General features: G+C 71.4%; 9 protein-coding genes. 2 read left to right on the top strand and 7 right to left on the bottom strand.

From position 1 onward, the window contains the following. Position 1: 1 nt before the first annotated feature. The 4 genes from QOZ88_RS00045 to QOZ88_RS00030 form a co-directional block, all read right to left on the bottom strand. Entirely contained in the window at positions 2-2,476 is a 2,475-nt protein-coding gene (locus tag QOZ88_RS00045) for a chemotaxis protein CheW (RefSeq protein WP_305997796.1), read from the bottom strand. Between the two features lie 239 nt (positions 2,477-2,715). Beyond that, positions 2,716-4,329, bottom strand: coding sequence for a methyl-accepting chemotaxis protein (locus tag QOZ88_RS00040; RefSeq protein WP_305997795.1), 1,614 nt, complete (start codon positions 4,327-4,329; stop codon positions 2,716-2,718). A gap of 299 nt (positions 4,330-4,628) precedes the next feature. After that, a complete protein-coding gene (locus QOZ88_RS00035) occupies positions 4,629-6,290 on the bottom strand; it encodes a methyl-accepting chemotaxis protein (protein ID WP_305997794.1) in 1,662 nt (553 codons plus the stop codon). A gap of 287 nt (positions 6,291-6,577) precedes the next feature. Next, positions 6,578-6,763, bottom strand: coding sequence for a hypothetical protein (locus QOZ88_RS00030; RefSeq protein ID WP_319946862.1), 186 nt, complete (start codon positions 6,761-6,763; stop codon positions 6,578-6,580). A gap of 291 nt (positions 6,764-7,054) precedes the next feature. Between QOZ88_RS00030 and QOZ88_RS00025 the strand changes: the two genes are divergently transcribed. Next, positions 7,055-8,845, top strand: a complete 1,791-nt coding sequence (locus tag QOZ88_RS00025; RefSeq protein WP_305997793.1) for a putative bifunctional diguanylate cyclase/phosphodiesterase — start codon at positions 7,055-7,057, stop codon at positions 8,843-8,845. A gap of 140 nt (positions 8,846-8,985) precedes the next feature. Here QOZ88_RS00025 and QOZ88_RS00020 read toward each other — a convergent pair whose 3' ends face one another. From QOZ88_RS00020 to QOZ88_RS00010, 3 genes are all read right to left on the bottom strand, one after another. Further along, positions 8,986-11,235, bottom strand: coding sequence for an EAL domain-containing protein (locus tag QOZ88_RS00020; protein ID WP_305998274.1), 2,250 nt, complete (start codon positions 11,233-11,235; stop codon positions 8,986-8,988). Positions 11,236-11,413: 178 nt separating this feature from the next. Next, positions 11,414-13,015 carry a methyl-accepting chemotaxis protein gene (locus QOZ88_RS00015; protein WP_305997792.1) on the bottom strand — a complete coding sequence of 534 codons (1,602 nt, stop codon included), beginning with the start codon at positions 13,013-13,015 and terminating at the stop codon, positions 11,414-11,416. 320 nt (positions 13,016-13,335) lie between these two features. Beyond that, positions 13,336-14,892, bottom strand: a complete 1,557-nt coding sequence (locus tag QOZ88_RS00010) for a methyl-accepting chemotaxis protein (protein ID WP_319946861.1) — start codon at positions 14,890-14,892, stop codon at positions 13,336-13,338. 378 nt (positions 14,893-15,270) lie between these two features. Here QOZ88_RS00010 and QOZ88_RS00005 point away from each other — a divergent pair, with 378 nt between their 5' ends. After that, a complete protein-coding gene (locus QOZ88_RS00005) occupies positions 15,271-16,557 on the top strand; it encodes an ISL3 family transposase (RefSeq protein WP_305997790.1) in 1,287 nt (428 codons plus the stop codon). Positions 16,558-16,601 lie beyond the last annotated feature (44 nt).

Below are 16,601 nucleotides of genomic sequence, written 5' to 3'. Positions count from 1 at the left end.
GTCAGACCTCCAGCAGTGAGTCGGGGACGCCAACGGGCGTTGTGGCGGCGGGAGCGGAGTAGAACGCCGGGTCGGCGGCGAGGATCGCGGCCCGGACGTCGAGCAGCTCGGTCACCTTGTCGCCGAGGACGGCGGAGCCGAGCAGGCCCATGTCGTCGATGTCGCTGCGCACCGCGGCCTCGCCGTCGACGATGTCGAGGATCTCCTCGACCACGATGGCGACGCTGCGGCCGTGGTCGCTGTAGACGATGACCTCGAGCACCTCGCGCTCGCTCTCGCCGTAGGCGCCGAGGTGCCGGTCGAGCCGGACCATCGGCAGGATCGCGCCGCGGTACTGCACGACCTCGCGGTTGCCGACCTTCTCGACCGCCTCGGTGCGCACCTGCTCGAGGCGGGTGACGGTGTCCAGCGGGATGGCGACCCGGCGGCCACCACCGATGGCGGCCAGCAGCATGCGCTGCCGGTCGGTCTCGGCGGCCACGGCCTGCAGCGAGCCGGCGCGGGCCTCCTGGCGGTCGGTCGTCTCGGTGCGCAGGGCCCGCCGGGCGAGCGCCTGCACGTCGAGGATCAGCGCGACGGTCCCGTCACCCAGGACGGTGGCCCCGGAGTAGAGGCCGATCGCCTTCAGCTGGCCGCCGACCGCCTTGACGACGATCTCCTCGGTGTTGATCACCCGGTCGACGACCAGGCCGAAGCGCCGGCCCTCCGACCGCAGGACGGCGATGACGACGTGGCCGTCGTGCCGCTCGGAGGTCAGGCCCAGGACGTCGGTGAGCCGGACCAGCGGGAGCAGCTCGCCGCGCAGGCGGTAGACCTGCGCCCCGCCGACCTCCTCGACCGCGTTCACGGCCTTCTCGGCGTCCAGGCTGACCAGCTCCTGCAGGCTGATCTGCGGGATCGCGTACCGGTCGGAGGCGCACTCGACGGTCAGCGCAGGGACGATCGCCAGGGTCAGCGGGATGCGGAGCCGGCAGACGGTGCCCACGCCCGCGTCGGACTCGACCTCGATGGTGCCGCCGATCGACTCGATGTTCGTCTTGACGACGTCCATCCCGACGCCCCGGCCGGAGACGTTGGTGACCGCGGCGGCGGTGGAGAAGCCGGGCAGGAAGATCAGCTGCAGGACGTCGGCCGGGCTCATCCGGTTCAGCGCCTCCTGCGTGAGCAGCCCGCGCTGCACGGCCTTGGCGCCGAGCTTGGCCGGGTCGATCCCGGCGCCGTCGTCGGCGACCTCGACCACGACCTGCCCGCTCTCGTGCCGGGCGCGCAGGGTGAGGACGCCCTCGGCCGGCTTGCCGGCCTTCTTCCGGTCCTCAGGGGCCTCGATGCCGTGGTCGACGGAGTTGCGGACCAGGTGGGTCAGCGGGTCCTTGACCGCCTCGAGCAGGGTCTTGTCCAGCTCGGTGTCGCGGCCCTCCATCTCCAGGCGGATCGACTTCTTCAGCTGGAGGCCGAGGTCGCGGACGACGCGCGGCAGCTTGGACCAGATGTGGTCGATCGGCTGCATGCGCGTCTTCATGACGCCCTCCTGCAGCTCGCTGGCGATCAGGTTGAGCCGCTGGGAGGCGCGGATGAGGTCGGTGTCGGTCTGGCGCGCGACGTTCTGCACGATCTGGTTGCGGGTGAGCACCAGTTCGCCGACGAGCAGCATGAGCTCGTCGAGCAGGTCGACGTCGACCCGGATCGTGCTGTCGGCGACGGCTCGGCGGACCTGACCACCGGCGGCGTCGCTCGCGACGACGTCTCCCTCGGGGTGGTCGGCGACGGCGGGCTCGGGCACCGGGTGCTCCTCGGCGACGGGAGCCGGGGCGACCGGCTCCTCGGGCAGGTCGGCCCGCAGGTCCTCCTGCGGGGTCTCGGGCAGCTCCTCGACGACGGGAGCGGGGACGGCCTCGGCGCGCGGCGCGCGCTTGGCGGGGGCCCTCGTCACGGGAGCCTTCTTCACGGGGGCCTTCTTCGCCGGAGCCTTCCTCGCAGGAGCCTTCCTCGCAGGAGCCTTCCTCGCAGGAGCCTCCTGCGCGGGGGCCTCCTGCGCGGGTGCCGCGGGCGCGGCCTCCTCGGCCACGGGGGCCTCGGCCACCGGTGCCGGGCCGTCCTCCATGGCGGCGCTGATCTCGGCGACGACGGCGGAGACGTCGACCGACCCCTCACCACCGGAGGCCTCGATGGAGGTGAGCAGCGAGCGCACCGTGTCCACCATCTGCAGCAGCACGCTGGTGCGGTGCGGGGTCAGGGCGAGCTCGCCGTCGCGCAGGCGGGACAGCATGTTCTCGCCGACGTGGGTAACCTCCTCCAGGCGGTTGAACGCCAGGAAGCCGCTGGTGCCCTTGATGGTGTGGATGGTCCGGAAGATGCTGGACAGCCGCTCGCGGGAGTTGGGCTCCTGCTCGAGCGCGACCAGGTCGGTGTCGAGCTGATCCAGGTTCTCGTGGCTCTCGACGAGGAACTCCTCGACGATGTCGTCCAGACCGTCCACTGCTGCCTTCTCTCTCATCGCGACGGGGCACAGGTGGCCCCGTTGGGTCATCGGCGGGTGGTCGCCGGAGTCAAGGTGAATCCGCGCGGACGCCCGTCGGCCGTGTTATCGGCAGTCCGCCGTCCGCAACCGACCCCCGGTCGGGGGCGGCGCCGGGCCGGCGCGGTGGCCGGCCCGGCGCAAGCCCCCGTCCAGAGGGTCACCCCGGGATTGCGAGGGGTGAGGGGACGGGCGTCCTCCTAGTACGTGAAGTTGCCGACGGTGGTGCGCAGGTCGGCGGCCATCCGGGACAGCTCGTCGACGGCGGTGCGGGTCTGGGTCAGCGCCTGGGTCGTGGAGTCCGCGGCGGTGGAGACCCCGGAGATGTTCTCCGCGATCTGCGTCGTGCCACCCGCGGCCTCCTGCACCGACCGCGACATCTCGTTCGTCGTCGCCGTCTGCTCCTCCACCGCCGAGGCGATGGTGGTCTGCCGGTCGGAGATCTGCGCGACGATCTGGGAGATCTCCCCGATCGCGGCCACCGCCGCGGTGGTGTCGCCCTGGATCGCCTGGACCCGCTTGGCGATGTCCTCGGTCGCCTTCGCCGTCTCCTGCGCCAACTCCTTGACCTCGTTGGCCACCACCGCGAAACCCTTCCCCGCCTCACCGGCCCGGGCGGCCTCGATCGTGGCGTTCAACGCCAGCAGGTTCGTCTGCTCCGCGATGCTCGTGATCACCTTCACCACGTTGCCGATCTCCGCCGAGGACTCCCCCAGCTTCGCCACCGTCGCCGTCGTGGTCTCCGCGGCGGTCACGGCACGGGCGGCCACCTCGGAGGCCTCCGCAGCGTTGCTGGCGATCTCCCGGATCGAGGCACCCATCTGCTCGGCACCCGCGGCCACCGTCTGCACGCTCCGGCTGACCTCCTCCGCGGCACCCGAGACCACACCCGACTGCGCCGCGGTCTCCTCCGCACCCGCCGAGATCTGCGCCGACGAAGCCGACAGCTCCTCGCTGCTGGCCGCCACCGCATCCGCCGAGGACGCGACCGTCCCGAGGACCGTCCGCAGGTTCTTCTGCGCCGTGCCGAGGGAGGCAGCCATGCGGCCCAGCTCGTCGTTCGAGCGAACCTCGGGCGTGATGGTCAGGTCACCGGCGGCCAGGGCGTCCACGGACGTCTGCACCGACCGCACCGTGGTGACGATCCCGCGGATCACGAGCAGCGCCAGCGCCGCGGCCGCACCGATGCCCGCCGCGAGCGCGATCCAGAGGGTGAACCGCGCCGTCGAGGCGAGGTCCTGGCCGGCCGCGGCGTCTGCCTTGGCGTCCTCCCCCTGGCGGGCCTGCTCGGCACCGAAGGCGTCCGAGAGAGCCCGCCCGGTGTCGGCGAGCGGACCGCTGACCACCTGCAGGGCAGCAGCGGCGTCGCCGGTGGCGGTGACCGGGTACAGCTGCCCCTCCACCACGGCGAAGTAGGCGTCGGCGGCCTCCTGGACCGGCGCGAAGTCGCTCGGGTTGCCCAGCGTGTCGACGTAGACCTGCACCTCGGCGGCGAACTGCTCCTGACGGGCCGCCAGGTCGGCCCGCAGGCTCTGCTGGGTCGCGGCGTCGGACAGCCCGTACACGTTGTTGCGCGCACGGATGCCCTGGAACGTGCGCTGGGCCTCACCCAGCCGCTCGAGCGGGACGATGGAGTCCTCGTACAGCGTGTCACCGGCGTCGGCGAGGGTGCCGATCCGCTGGACGGCCAGCCCGGTGAGGCCGATCGCGACGATGGCCAGCACCGCGACCGCGGCGCCGATCTTCACACCGACCGGGCGATCGGCGAACCAGCCTGCCCGCCCGGAGCGGGTGGTGTGTGCGGGGACGGTCATGGTGGTTCTCCAGGGAATGGATTCGTACGAGGTGGATCGGTTTCGGGTGCGTCCGCGATGACGCCTGTCACTCCTGCCTCATCGCGCACGTCGGGCGCGACGGGCAGAAACTTAGAAGGCGAATGGGCCGGAACCGTCCGAAATGGCGGCGTGTCGGCGCCTGCGGGAAAGAAGTGTCGGCGACCGCATTTTCTCGTGTCGACATGCCGCCATTCCGGGTGACTCCACCTGCAGAAATGCGAACGCCGATGGTGACCGGGGAACGGTCACCACCGGCGTCGCGGTGGCGCTGGGGGTGATCAGTAGGTGAAGCGGCCCACCGTGGTGCGCAGCTCCGCGGCCATCCGGGACAACTCGTCCACGGCGGTGCGGGTCTGGGTCAGCGCCTGGGTGGTGGAGTCCGCGGCGGTGGACACCCCGGAGATGTTCTCCGCGATCTGCGTCGTGCCACCCGCGGCCTCCTGCACCGACCGCGACATCTCGTTCGTCGTCGCCGTCTGCTCCTCCACCGCGCTGGCGATGGTGGTCTGCCGGTCGGAGATCTGCGCGACGATCTGGGAGATCTCCCCGATCGCGGCCACCGCCGCCGTCGTGTCACCCTGAATCGCCAGCACGCGCTTGGCGATGTCCTCGGTCGCCTTCGCCGTCTCCTGCGCCAACTCCTTCACCTCGTTGGCCACCACCGCGAAGCCCTTCCCCGCCTCACCGGCCCGCGCCGCCTCGATCGTGGCGTTCAACGCCAGCAGGTTCGTCTGCTCCGCGATGCTCGTGATCACCTTCACCACGTTGCCGATCTCGGCGCTGGACTCCCCCAGCTTCGCCACCGTCGCCGTCGTCGTCTCGGCCGCCGTCACCGCACGCGCCGCCACCTCCGAGGCCTCCGCGGCGTTCGTGGCGATCTCCCGGATCGAGGCACCCATCTGCTCGGCACCCGCGGCCACCGTCTGCACGCTGCGGCTGACCTCCTCCGCCGCACCGGACACCACACCCGACTGCGCCGCGGTCTCCTCCGCACCCGCCGAGATCTGCGCCGAGGACGCCGACAGCTCCTCCGACGAGGCGGCCACCGCGTCGGCGTTGGCCGCCACGGTCACCATGGTCTGCGCGAGCTGCTCGTTCTGCGTGTTGAAGGCGCCGGCGAGCTCGTGAAGCTCTCGGACGCCCCGCGCCTCGAGGCGGAACCGCAGGTCGTTGGGGTCACGCTCGCGCAACGCCCGGGTGTATCCGGCGACGACCGCTCCGAGCTTGGAGTGGAACACCCAGAGCAGGGTCACCGTCGAGACGACGACGAGCACCGCGAGAACGATCTGGAGCATGCCTGCGAGCTCGGCCTGACTGCTGGCGTCGGCCACCTGCTCGTCGACCCGTTCGTTGAGCCGTTCCTGGAACTCGCCGATCGGGGCCATGATCTTCGCGACCTCCGCCTCGTAGGCGGCGTCGAAGACCAGATCGGTCGCGAGCGCGCGCTTCGCCGGGGCATCGAGGGCGGCCTCCGCTTCGGGCAGCGCCAGCTGTGCCACCGGCCCGGGCATCGCCTGGACCGGCAATCCCTGCGCCTCCACCAGCAGCCGCATCGCGCGCGTCTCGATCGCGGCCAGCGACGCCGACAGGGCCACGCTCTCCTCGACAAGGGCGAGTTCCTCGGCCGGTGTCCCGACCGCCTCGAGGGCCTCGATGGCCGCGGCCTGCGACTTGGTCTCGAGGACCTCGGTCCAGTACGCATCGAGGTCGGCCGGGTCGAGCGTGATCGCGTACTCCCGCACGCGGTCGGAGAGCAGGGCGGACGACGCCGAGACCTGGGCTCCGGCCTCCTTCGAGATGTCGGCCTTCGCCACGGCGTCCTGGAGGTCGCTGGTGGCTCCCTGGCTGAACTGGACGCTCCCGAAGGTGCCCAGGGCGAGGACGAACAGGCCCGCGGCGCTGATGCGCGTGACCGTCGACTGCTTGATCGGCCGCTTCATGACGGCCCCCTTTCCTTTCGTCTGGTCGCACACCGTCGACCGACACGGCCACGGCAGCTCAGGAGCAACAGCTGCATCCGGGGGAAATATGCACGGAGGGGAGCCGCTATCACACCGCTCTTCGCGCGTGTTGCGCAGGGTCCCGAGAAAGAATCGATGACCGCTCGAGGAATGTCGACATGGCGCTCACGAAATGGCGATGACCGTGCCGGGGCCGGAATGCAGGAGAGCGCACGGCCGGTGCGGCCGTGCGCTCTCCTCGCGTGCGGCCCGGTGGCCGCGGCGGATCAGTAGGTGAACTTCCCGACCGAGGCGTGCAGGTCGGCGGCCATCCGCGACAGTTCGTCGACGGCCACGCGGGTCTGCGTCAACGCCTGGGTGGTGGAGTCCGCCGCGGCAGAGACCCCCGTGATGTTCTCGGCGATCTGCCCGCTGCCCAGGAGCCGCTTCCTGCACCGACCGCGACAGCTCAACCACACCCGACTGCGCCGCGGTCTCCTCCGCACCCGCCGAGATCTGCGCCGAGGACGCCGACAGCTCCTCCGACGAGGCCGCCACCGCATCCGCCGAGGACACCACCGTCGCCAGCACCGACCGCAGGTTCACCACGGCCTCGTGGCGGCGCACGGGACGGCGACCACTCGGAACAGTCCGTCTGCGCGGCTCCCTCTCCCGGGGTGGTCACGCTCAAGAGGTCACCCCTCGAGGACGAATCCGTTCCGGAGGCGGGATGTCCCCGGATCCCGATGACAGGGGAGAGCGCCGTGCGGCTGGAAGCGTCACTGCCGCTGATGGACTTCGACGAAGCGTCCGCGGAGGTCGTCCGCTACCTCAAGGCGAACATCCCGCTCGGGTTCTGGTCGGTCAGCCGGCAGGAGGACGGACGGCAGGTCTACGTCTCGGTGCAGGACGACGTGTACGGCCGGACGGTCGGCGATTCGCACAGCTGGTCCGACTCCTACTGCCAGTTCATGGTGACCGGGGAGGCGCCCCAGATCGCACCCGACGCGATGGCCGTCCCCCGGTTCGCGGCCGCCGGCGTCACGCGCGAGCTGCAGATCGGGGCCTACATCGGCGTCCCCATCCGCGCGGGCGACGGCAGCCTCTTCGGCACCATCTGCGGGCTGGACCCGGAGATCCAGCCCGCGAGCCTGGTCGATCACGCGCCCGTGCTCCGGCTCCTCGCTGATCTGCTCGGCCGGGTGCTGGAGGCCCAGACCCTCCGGGCGGAAGCCGAGGACCGGTCGTTCGAGCTGCGCCGGCTCGCCCTGCACGACCAGCTCACGGGCCTGCCCAACCGGGCGATGTTCCTGGACCGCCTGCAGCATGCGGTGGAGCTGCACCGACGGGACCACCGGCCGGTGGCCGTCCTGCTGTTCGACCTGGACGATTTCAAGGCGGTGAACGACCGCCTGGGCCACGCCGCGGGTGACGACCTGCTCGCGAGCGTGGGAGGACGCGTCCTGGGCGCCCTGCGTTCGGGGGACACCCTGGCTCGGCTCAGCGGGGACGAGTTCGCCGTGCTGCTCGAGGACGGCGGCGATCCGCTGGCCACCGGCCGGCGGATCCTGGACAGCATGCGTGAGCCGTTCGTGATCGCCCAGGGCAGTGCGCAGATCGCCGCCGCGGTGAGCATGGGCATCGCGGACCTGGCCGGCCACGACGAACCCGTTGCCGCCGAGGTGCTGCTCAGCCACGCCGACATCGCCATGTACTCCGCGAAGGGGGCGGGCAAGCACCGCATCGCGCGCTACGACCCGGTCATGACGTTGCCCGGCGCGCGGGACCTGGCGCTGCGCACCCCGCTCCAGCGAGCCATCGGCGCCGGCGAGATCGGCGTGGTCTACCAGCCGATCATCGATCTGCGCAGCGGTGCGCCCGTCGCCTTCGAAGCGCTCGCCCGGTGGCGGTACGATGGCGAGGACATCCCTCCGGACGTGTTCGTGCCCATGGCGGCCCGAGCCGATCTGCTGCCCGCGCTCACGGCCCACGTGCTGGAGGTCGCAGCCGCCCAGCTGGCCCGCTGGTCGGTGGAGGTCGGCCACCGCTCGCTGAGGATGAGCGTCAACATCTCGCCGGCGATCATCGCCGATCCGACCTTCCCCGACGCCGTGGCCGGCGTCATCTCCCGGTACGCGCTCGCCCCGGAACAGCTGGTCCTGGAGATCACGGAGGACTCGCTGCTGGCGGACCTGACCGTCGCCCGGGCGGTGGCCGGCCGCCTCCGGAGCCTGGGTGCGGGCCTGGCGCTGGACGACTTCGGCACCGGGTACTCCTCGCTGGTGCACCTGCGCCAGATCCCCCTGCAGTACCTGAAGATCGACCGCGGCTTCACGGGTGACCTGGACACCAACCCGGTCACGGAACGGTTCATGCGCGCGCTGCTGGCCCTGGGCCGCGATCTCGGGCTCGACGTGGTGGTCGAGGGCGTCGAGCGGGTGGAGCAGGCCGACGTGCTGCGGCAGCTCGGCTGCAGGTACGCCCAGGGGTACCTCTTCGCCCGGCCGGGCCCCGCCCCGACGAGGCTGCCGACCGCTGAGCTGCTGCGCGCCTGAGCCGGGCGGTCGGGGCCGGGACGCAGCCCCGCAGCCCCGCGGCCCGGCGGCGAGGTGGCGAGCCGATGCCCACCGCCGGGGTCGCCTCGTGCACCCGGCGCCCACCGGCTACCTGCAGGAGCCCACCTGCGACACCGTCGTCATGATCGGCCCACGCGCCTCTTCTGGAGATACATGGCGGCGTCGGCGCGGGCGACGAGTTCCGCCGGCCCGCCGGCATCACGAGGGAATATGGCTGCGCCGGAGCTGGCGCGGATCGTGACGCGGCTGCCGTTGACGAGGTAGGGCTCGTCCAACGCCGATCGCAGGTGCTCTTGCACCCGACGGACGATCTCCTCCGCGGCCGTGGGCTCACCGGCCGCTTCCGGATCGACCGCTGCTCGCGCCCTGGAGGTAGGGGGGAGTGCGGCGAGGACGACGAGGAACTCGTCGCCACCCAGACGGCCCAGCAGGTCCCCCGCGCGGATCGCGGATCGCAGTCGGTGCGCGGTCCACGCGAGCGCGGAGTCGCCGGTCGCGTGACCGAATCGGTCGTTCACGGCCTTGAAGCCATCGAGGTCGAGCAGGATCGTGGCGACACTCATGCCGCTCCGCTCGGCTCGACGCAGTTCCAGATCGAGGTGGTCGAAGATGTGCGCTCTGTTCGGCAGTGCGGTCAGCTCGTCGTTGTAGGCGAGATGCAGCGTTCGTCGCTCGCGTTCGACACGCCTCGTGACGTCCACCTGGTTGCCGATGTAGTGGGTGATCTCGCCGAGGTCGTTCCGTACGGCGCTGATGTGGAGCTCGTTCCAGAACGGTGTGCCGTCGCGCCGGTAGTTGCGCAGCACCGTGTGGACGTCCCGGCCGGCGAGGATCCGCCGCCGGATCGGTTGCACCGAGCTCGCGTCCGTACCGGGCCCCTGCAAGAAGCGGCAGTTGCGGCCCAGAACCTCTTCCCGGGGGTATCCGGTGATGCGCAGGAACGCCGTGTTCGCGTAGACGAGCGGCAGGTCGGGGCGCCGCGCGTCCGCGATCACGATGCCGTTGCTCGCGGTCGCGATGGCGCGCAGGAGGAGATCCGGCAGGTCGTCGACGGGAAGACCCTCGAGCGCTCGCACCGACGAGTCCCCGGCGACCACCGGGGGCGGGGGAGGGGGAAGGGGAGGCGACTGCGCGCGGACCTTCTCCAGCAGCAGGCCCGCGGCGTCCAGCACACGAGCCCGGTCGTAGGTCAGCACGTAGTCCAGTCGCCGGGCGCCGGCGCTCACCGGCCCGGCAGCTCCTCCTCGATCACGGTCGCGGTCGTCCACGACATCGCGCGCGGCCAGTGCGGCAGCGAAGTGGGGGCTGATGACGGTGACCACCCACTCCTCGGTCATCGGATCGTCGGCGCTCAGAGCCGTCCCGTGGACTCCGGGCGCCGGCTCGTCGGGCATCCCGACGCCGGTCACAGCGGTGAGTGCGGTGACGGCTGCCAGTGACTCGTACCGGCGTCTCGTCCGGGAACTCATCACCTGCACGTGCTGGAAGTTCGCCAGTACGACGGTCTGCTCGTCCAGCAGCAGCGCCTGACGCTCCAGCTGACGGGTCATCGAGGCGAGCAGCGGCACGGCCGCGCGTCGCACCGGCGATGCTGCGCTGAGCGCTTCGAACGGCGTGAGAGGCGGCTTCCCGGAGTTGCCCGGGGGGCGCGGTGGACACCGGAAAGCGCGCATACCGGTGGCGACGAGAGCGCCGGGGCCACCGAACATCCATCCTTGGCCGAGCTGCGCTCCCATGGCCAGCGCACGCTCGAGGTGCTGATCGGTCTCGATGCCCTCCGCGAGGATGACGGCGCCGGAGCGTTCCGCCTCTGCCCGCACCGCGTTGATGACGGCCGCGGCCTGCAGCGTCGTGTGCTCGCGCACCAGCGCGAGGTCCAGCTTGATCACGTCCGGCTGCACGAACGACATCAGCGCGACACCAGCCGGTGCCGCGCCGACGTCGTCCAGGGCGACACCCCATCCCATCTCCCGGACGCCGCGCAGGCCACGGACCAGATCTGCCGGTCGTTCGAGCAGGTCCCGTTCGGTGACCTCGAGCACGACCTGCACGTGGTCAGGTGCCAGTTCGCTCAGCTCACGCAGCCCGTGGGAACTCCATCCCGAGAGCGTTCCCGGTTCGATGTTCAGGAACAGCGTGAGGGGATCGCTCACCTGGTGCACTCCGCGCAGTGCCGCGCGCAGGCATGCCACGTCCAGCAGGTCCACCGTCCCGGTCTCGGCCGCGCGCGCGAACAACTCCGCCGGCGCCCCGCCCCCGCCAGGCCCACCTCGGGACAACGCCTCCACAGCCACGAGCGAGCCGTCCCACAGATCGACGATCGGCTGGTAGACCGATCGCACGGAAGGCACGCGCGCATCCGGCGGCATCACGCCGAGAGCCTGTCACGGGCCTCAGCAGCCCGCGCGGGATCAGGATCGGTCGTGAGGGCAGGCCGCCTGCGGACGGAACCGGTACGTGGCGGGCCGGAGGGGGAGACGCCGAGAGCGCACGGCTGGCAGCCGTGCGCTCTCGGTCGGGTACGCGGCTGCCCGAGCCGCGGATCGGTCAGTAGCTGAACCTGCCCACGGTGGTGCGCAGGTCGGCGGCCATCCGCGACAGCTCGTCCACGGCCTGGCGGGTCTGGGTCAGCGACTGCGTGGTCGAGTCCGCCGCACCCGACACGTTGGAGATGTTGGCCGCGATCTGGCCGGTCCCGTCCGCGGCCTCCTGCACCGATCGGCTCATCTCGTTGGTGGTCGCCGTCTGCTCCTCGACCGCCGAGGCGATGGTGGTCTGGCGGTCGGAGATCTGCGCGACGATCGTGCTGATCTCCTCGATCGCCGAGACGGCGGCGGTGGTGTCGCCCTGGATGGCCAGGACGCGCTTGGCGATGTCCTCGGTGGCCTTCGCCGTCTCCTGCGCCAGCTCCTTGACCTCGTTGGCCACCACCGCGAAACCCTTCCCCGCCTCACCGGCCCGCGCCGCCTCGATCGTGGCGTTCAACGCCAGCAGGTTCGTCTGCTCCGCGATGCTCGTGATCACCTTCACCACGTTGCCGATCTCCGCGCTGGACTCCCCCAGCTTCGCCACCGTCGCCGTCGTCGTCTCCGCCGCCGTCACCGCACGCGCCGCCACCTCGCTGGCCTCCGCGGCGTTGCTCGCGATCTCCCGGATCGAGGCACCCATCTGCTCCGCACCGGCCGCGACGGTCTGCACGTTGCGCGACACCTCGTCGGCCGCCGAGGCGACGACCCCGGACTGCGCCGAGGTCTCCTGCGCCGACGAGGAGATCTCGGCCGACGACGCGCTCAGCTCCTCCGAGGAGGCCGCCACCGCGTCCGCCGAGGCGACGACCGAGGCCATCACGGTGCGCAGGCTCTCCTGCGCGGCGTCCAGGGCCGTGGCCATGGCGCCGATCTCGTCGTCCTGCTCGATACCGGTCTGCCGGGTGAGGTCGCCCTCGGCGAGCCCCTGGACGACGTGCTGCACCTTCTGCAGATTGCGCCGGATGTTGCGCGCCACCAGGTACCCCACGGTCAGGGCGACGGCGGAGCCGATGGCCAGCAGCGCGATGAGCAGCGTGCGCCCCCGGTCGTTGGTGGTGCTGACGTCCTCGGCGGAGGTACGGGCCTCGGTCATCTCCGAGTCGAGGAGCTGGCTGATCTCGCCGGTCAACGTCTCCATGATCTTCTGCGACTCGACGTACGCAGCGCCGGCCGTGGCGATGTCGCCGGCGGCGAACGCCCGGGTGGTCTCGCCGTAGACCTCGGTCCAGGACTCGTAGCTGGCGAGCGCCTGCTCGGCGAGCCGCTCCTGCCCGGCCGTGGGCTCGGTCGCCAGGTAGGCCTCGCCCGCGGCGCTGAACGCCTCCGCGGCCTCCGTTGCGCCGGCCGCCCACGCTGCGCGGTTCTCGGCACTGGTGTTGGACAGCAGTCCTGCGGTCTGGTTGAGCTGGATGGTGAGCAGCTGGGACCGCATCTCCTCGGCCTGCACCAGCGCCTGGGTGCTCTGCCGGTAGCTGGCATCGGCCTTCCCGGCGGCGTCGCCGAGCGAAACCGCGCCCACGGTGCCGACCGCGACGCCGGCGAGGACCGCCACGGAGACAGAGCTGAGGATCTTGCCGGATACCGACATCCCGCCGATCGCGCGCCGCGCGCTGAGTGCCACTGGTGGAGTCCGTTCTCGAAGAGGAATGTGTGCGTGCCCGATAGCAACGGGTCGTCGCAGTTTCTGCCACCGGTGTCGTGAACCCGGCGCCGGCGCCGGCGCTGAACCTAAGGGCCCGCCGGGGCCCTGTCGACCTTCTCCGGAGTGTCGCGGAATGGCTCAGGACAACAATTTGGAAACCGAGTTGACGTGTCGACGACGGAATGGCGGTCGCCTACCGCTGCATGTCGACAACGGCATTCACCGCCGCGGGGTGGAGACGGCAGGGGCGCCCGACCAGCAGGTCGGACGCCCCGTCCGTGCGCCCGGGCGCGCGGTCGTCAGTAGCTGAACCTCCCGACGGTGGTGCGCAGGTCGGCGGCCATCCGGGAGAGCTCGTCGACGGCGGTGCGGGTCTGGGTCAGCACCTCGGTCGTCGTGCCGGCCGCCGTGGAGACGCTGGTGATGTTCTCCGCGATCTGCGTGGTACCACCCGCGGCCTCCTGCACGGAGCGGGACATCTCGCTGGTGGTCGCCGTCTGCTCCTCCACCGCGCTGGCGATGGTGGTCTGCCGGTCGGAGATCTGCGCGACGATCGAGCTGATCTCCTCGATCGCCGAGACGGCGGCGGTGGTGTCGCCCTGGATGGCCAGGACGCGCTTGGCGATGTCCTCGGTCGCCTTCGCCGTCTCCTGCGCCAACTCCTTCACCTCGTTGGCGACGACGGCGAAGCCCTTGCCGGCCTCACCGGCACGCGCGGCCTCGATCGTGGCGTTCAGCGCCAGCAGGTTGGTCTGCTCGGCGATGCTGGTGATGACCTTGACGACGTTGCCGATCTCCGCCGAGGACTCCCCCAGCTTCGCCACCGTGGCCGTCGTGGTCTCCGCGGCGGTCACCGCGCGGGCGGCCACCTCGGAGGCCTCGGCCGCATTCTGCGAGATCTCCCGGATCGAGGCACCCATCTGCTCCGCACCCGCCGCGACCGTCGCGACGCTGCGCGAGACCTCGTCGGCCGCCGAGGACACCACGCCGGACTGCGCGCTGGTCTCCTCCGCCGACGTCGCGATCTGCGCCGAGGAGGCGCTCAGCTCCTCCGCCGACGCCGCCACGGCACCGGCCGAACCCACGATCTGGGCCACGGTGTCGGCCATGCCGCCCGCCGCCGTGTTCAGCGCCTCGGCCATCTGGCCCACCTCGTCCCGCCCGCGGACGGGCAGTCGGACGGTGAGGTCGTTGTCCGCCAGCCGCTGAAGCGCACCCTGCACCTCGCGGATGCCGCGGACGATGCCGCGGGAGACCAGGAAAGCAAGGCCGGCGCCCAGCAGCGCCGCGGCGAGCGCGACGAGCACCGACACGAGGCGGGTCTCGCTGCGGGCGTCGGCGACCGCCGCCTCCGTGGCGGCGACGCGGGCGTCGACCGACTCCACGAGCTCGACCACGGCCTGGTCCAGGACGTAGAAGACGTCCCACTTCTCACCGGTGGAGAGCGCGTCGCCCTCGTCGAGCCGGCCCTGCGCCCACAGCTGGAAGATCTCCTCGTTGTAGTCGCTCATGACGGTCCAGTTCTGCTGGATGACGTCGAGGCTCTCCCGCGCACCGGCGTCGAGCAGGCTGCGGTCGATGTCGAACAGCGCCTCGAAGCCGGCGGCGCCGTCGCGGTAGGCGGCCACGTTGTCCCCGTCGGGCGCGGCAGCGGTGGCCCCGCCCTCGACACGGGCCTTCCAGGCGGTGATGTTCTGCCAGTTAGCGGCCCAGAGCAGGTCGTAGCGGGCCGCCTCCACGGCGCGCTGGGCGGCGACGGCGTCCCGGGCCTCGGCGTGCAGTTCGGCGACGCGCTGGGTGCCGTTGATGCCGGTGACCGTGGCGGCCACGATCCCCATGAGGAGGGCGGCGCTCACCGCGAAGATGCGTGTTCCGATCCCGCGATCGCGATACCAGAGCCGTGGTGCGGACATGCGGTGTTCCCCGTTCTCGAGCGGGTGGGCCGATGGTCCGGCCCGTGCTTTCCGGAATGGTGCTCGGACACCAGGATCGTGTCCTGCTGCGAGCATTCCTTAGCGCTGAGGAAGTACGTGTCGCTGACATCGGTCAAATTTGGCTGGTCGCCATTCTTGGGCCGGCCGACATGTCGACCGGCCCATGCGGGCTCTTCGCGGTTCCTGGTGATGGCGAGGCGTGAGCCGGAGATCGTGAGGCTGGGCCGGAGACGTTGAGGGCCCGTGGTCCTGCTGGGATGGGTGTTGCCTAGACATCCGCACCAGTGAGGTCCACGAGCCGTGTTCGAGCCTACGGGCTCGCAGCGTGATGCTGCGAGCGCGATCTTCAACCTGCCCGACTACCGCGTCCTGAGCGCCGCCGACGTGGGCGACGGCGTGCGCCGGGTCGAGGTGGAGTCCAGCGATCCACCCGGCTGCCCGGTCTGCGGGGTGCTCGCGGTCCGGGTGCACTCGCGCCGCCGGCAGGCGTTGCGGGACCTGCCGGTCGCCGGCCCGACCGAGGTGGTGTGGCTCAAGCGTCGCTGGTTCTGCGACCAGGCCCGATGTCCGCGGGGGACGTTCAGCGAGGTCACCGACCAGGTGCCGGCGTTCGCCCGCTCGACCGCCCGACTGTGTCAGGCGCTGGTCGCCGCGGTCGTGGTCTCCGGCCGGGCGGCCAGCGAGGTCGCCCGCGCGCATCGGGTGTCGTGGTGGCTGGTGCAGTCGATGCTCACCGCGGCCGCCGACCTGATCGGCGACCCCGATGACGTGCTGGTGCGCCGGCTCGGGGTCGATGAGCACCGCTACCGCTCGGTCCGCTTCTTCCGTGACCCCGACGGTGGCTGGCGGCGCTACGAGCCGTGGATGACCACCCTGGTCGATGCCGACACCGGCCGGGTGCTCGGCGTGGTCGACGGCCGCGACTCCGCCGGCGTCGGCGCCTGGCTGGCCGCCCGCAGCTGCGCCTGGCGGGATGCCGTGGAGGTGGTGGCGATCGATCCGTCAGCGGCGTTCCGTAAGGCGCTGCGCGAGCAGCTGCCGCACGCGGCGGTCAGCGTCGACCCGTTCCACCTGGTCAAGCTGGCCAACGACATGGTCACCGCCGTGCGGCAGCGGGTCGTCCGCGACCGCAAGGGCCGCCGCGGCCGCGGCATCGACCCGGCCTGGGCCAACCGACGGCTGCTGCTGCGCGCCGGCGACACGCTCGGCCCGCGGGCGCTGGCCCGGCTGAAGGCGACCTTGCGCACCGATGACCCGACCGATGAGATCGGCGCTGCCTGGGGCGTCAAGGAGGCCCTGCGCCGGCTGCTGACCAGCGGCTCCCTGGCCGAAGCCCACGAGCACAAGATGCGGCTCGGCGTCTTCGTGCTCGCCGCCAACATGCCCGAGACCGACCGGCTCTGGGCGACCATCGACGCCTGGTGGGACGCCATCGAGGTGCTCGTCGTCACCGGCGTCACCAACGCCCGCACCGAGGCTGCGAACACCGGCATCAAGCAGATCAAGCGCACCGGGCGCGGCTACCGGAACGCTGCCAACTACCGCACTCGTATCCTGCTCGCCAGCGCCGCCCGGACGGCAGCGTGAACACCCTTCTCAGCGACACCGTTCACCAGGAACCGGGAAAAGCC

The organism is Blastococcus carthaginiensis (genome assembly GCF_030731085.1).
In the GTDB taxonomy this organism is placed as follows: domain Bacteria; phylum Actinomycetota; class Actinomycetes; order Mycobacteriales; family Geodermatophilaceae; genus Blastococcus; species Blastococcus carthaginiensis.
This window is presented reverse-complemented; position numbering and strand designations above follow the sequence as displayed.

Excerpts from the sequence above, each read along its gene's own strand:
- QOZ88_RS00040 (WP_305997795.1), bottom strand. The coding sequence starts at position 4,329 with ATGACCGTCCCCGCACACACCACCCGCTCCGGGCGGGCAGGCTGGTTC.
- QOZ88_RS00035 (WP_305997794.1), bottom strand. The coding sequence starts at position 6,290 with ATGAAGCGGCCGATCAAGCAGTCGACGGTCACGCGCATCAGCGCCGCG.
- QOZ88_RS00020 (WP_305998274.1), bottom strand. The coding sequence starts at position 11,235 with ATGCCGCCGGATGCGCGCGTGCCTTCCGTGCGATCGGTCTACCAGCCG.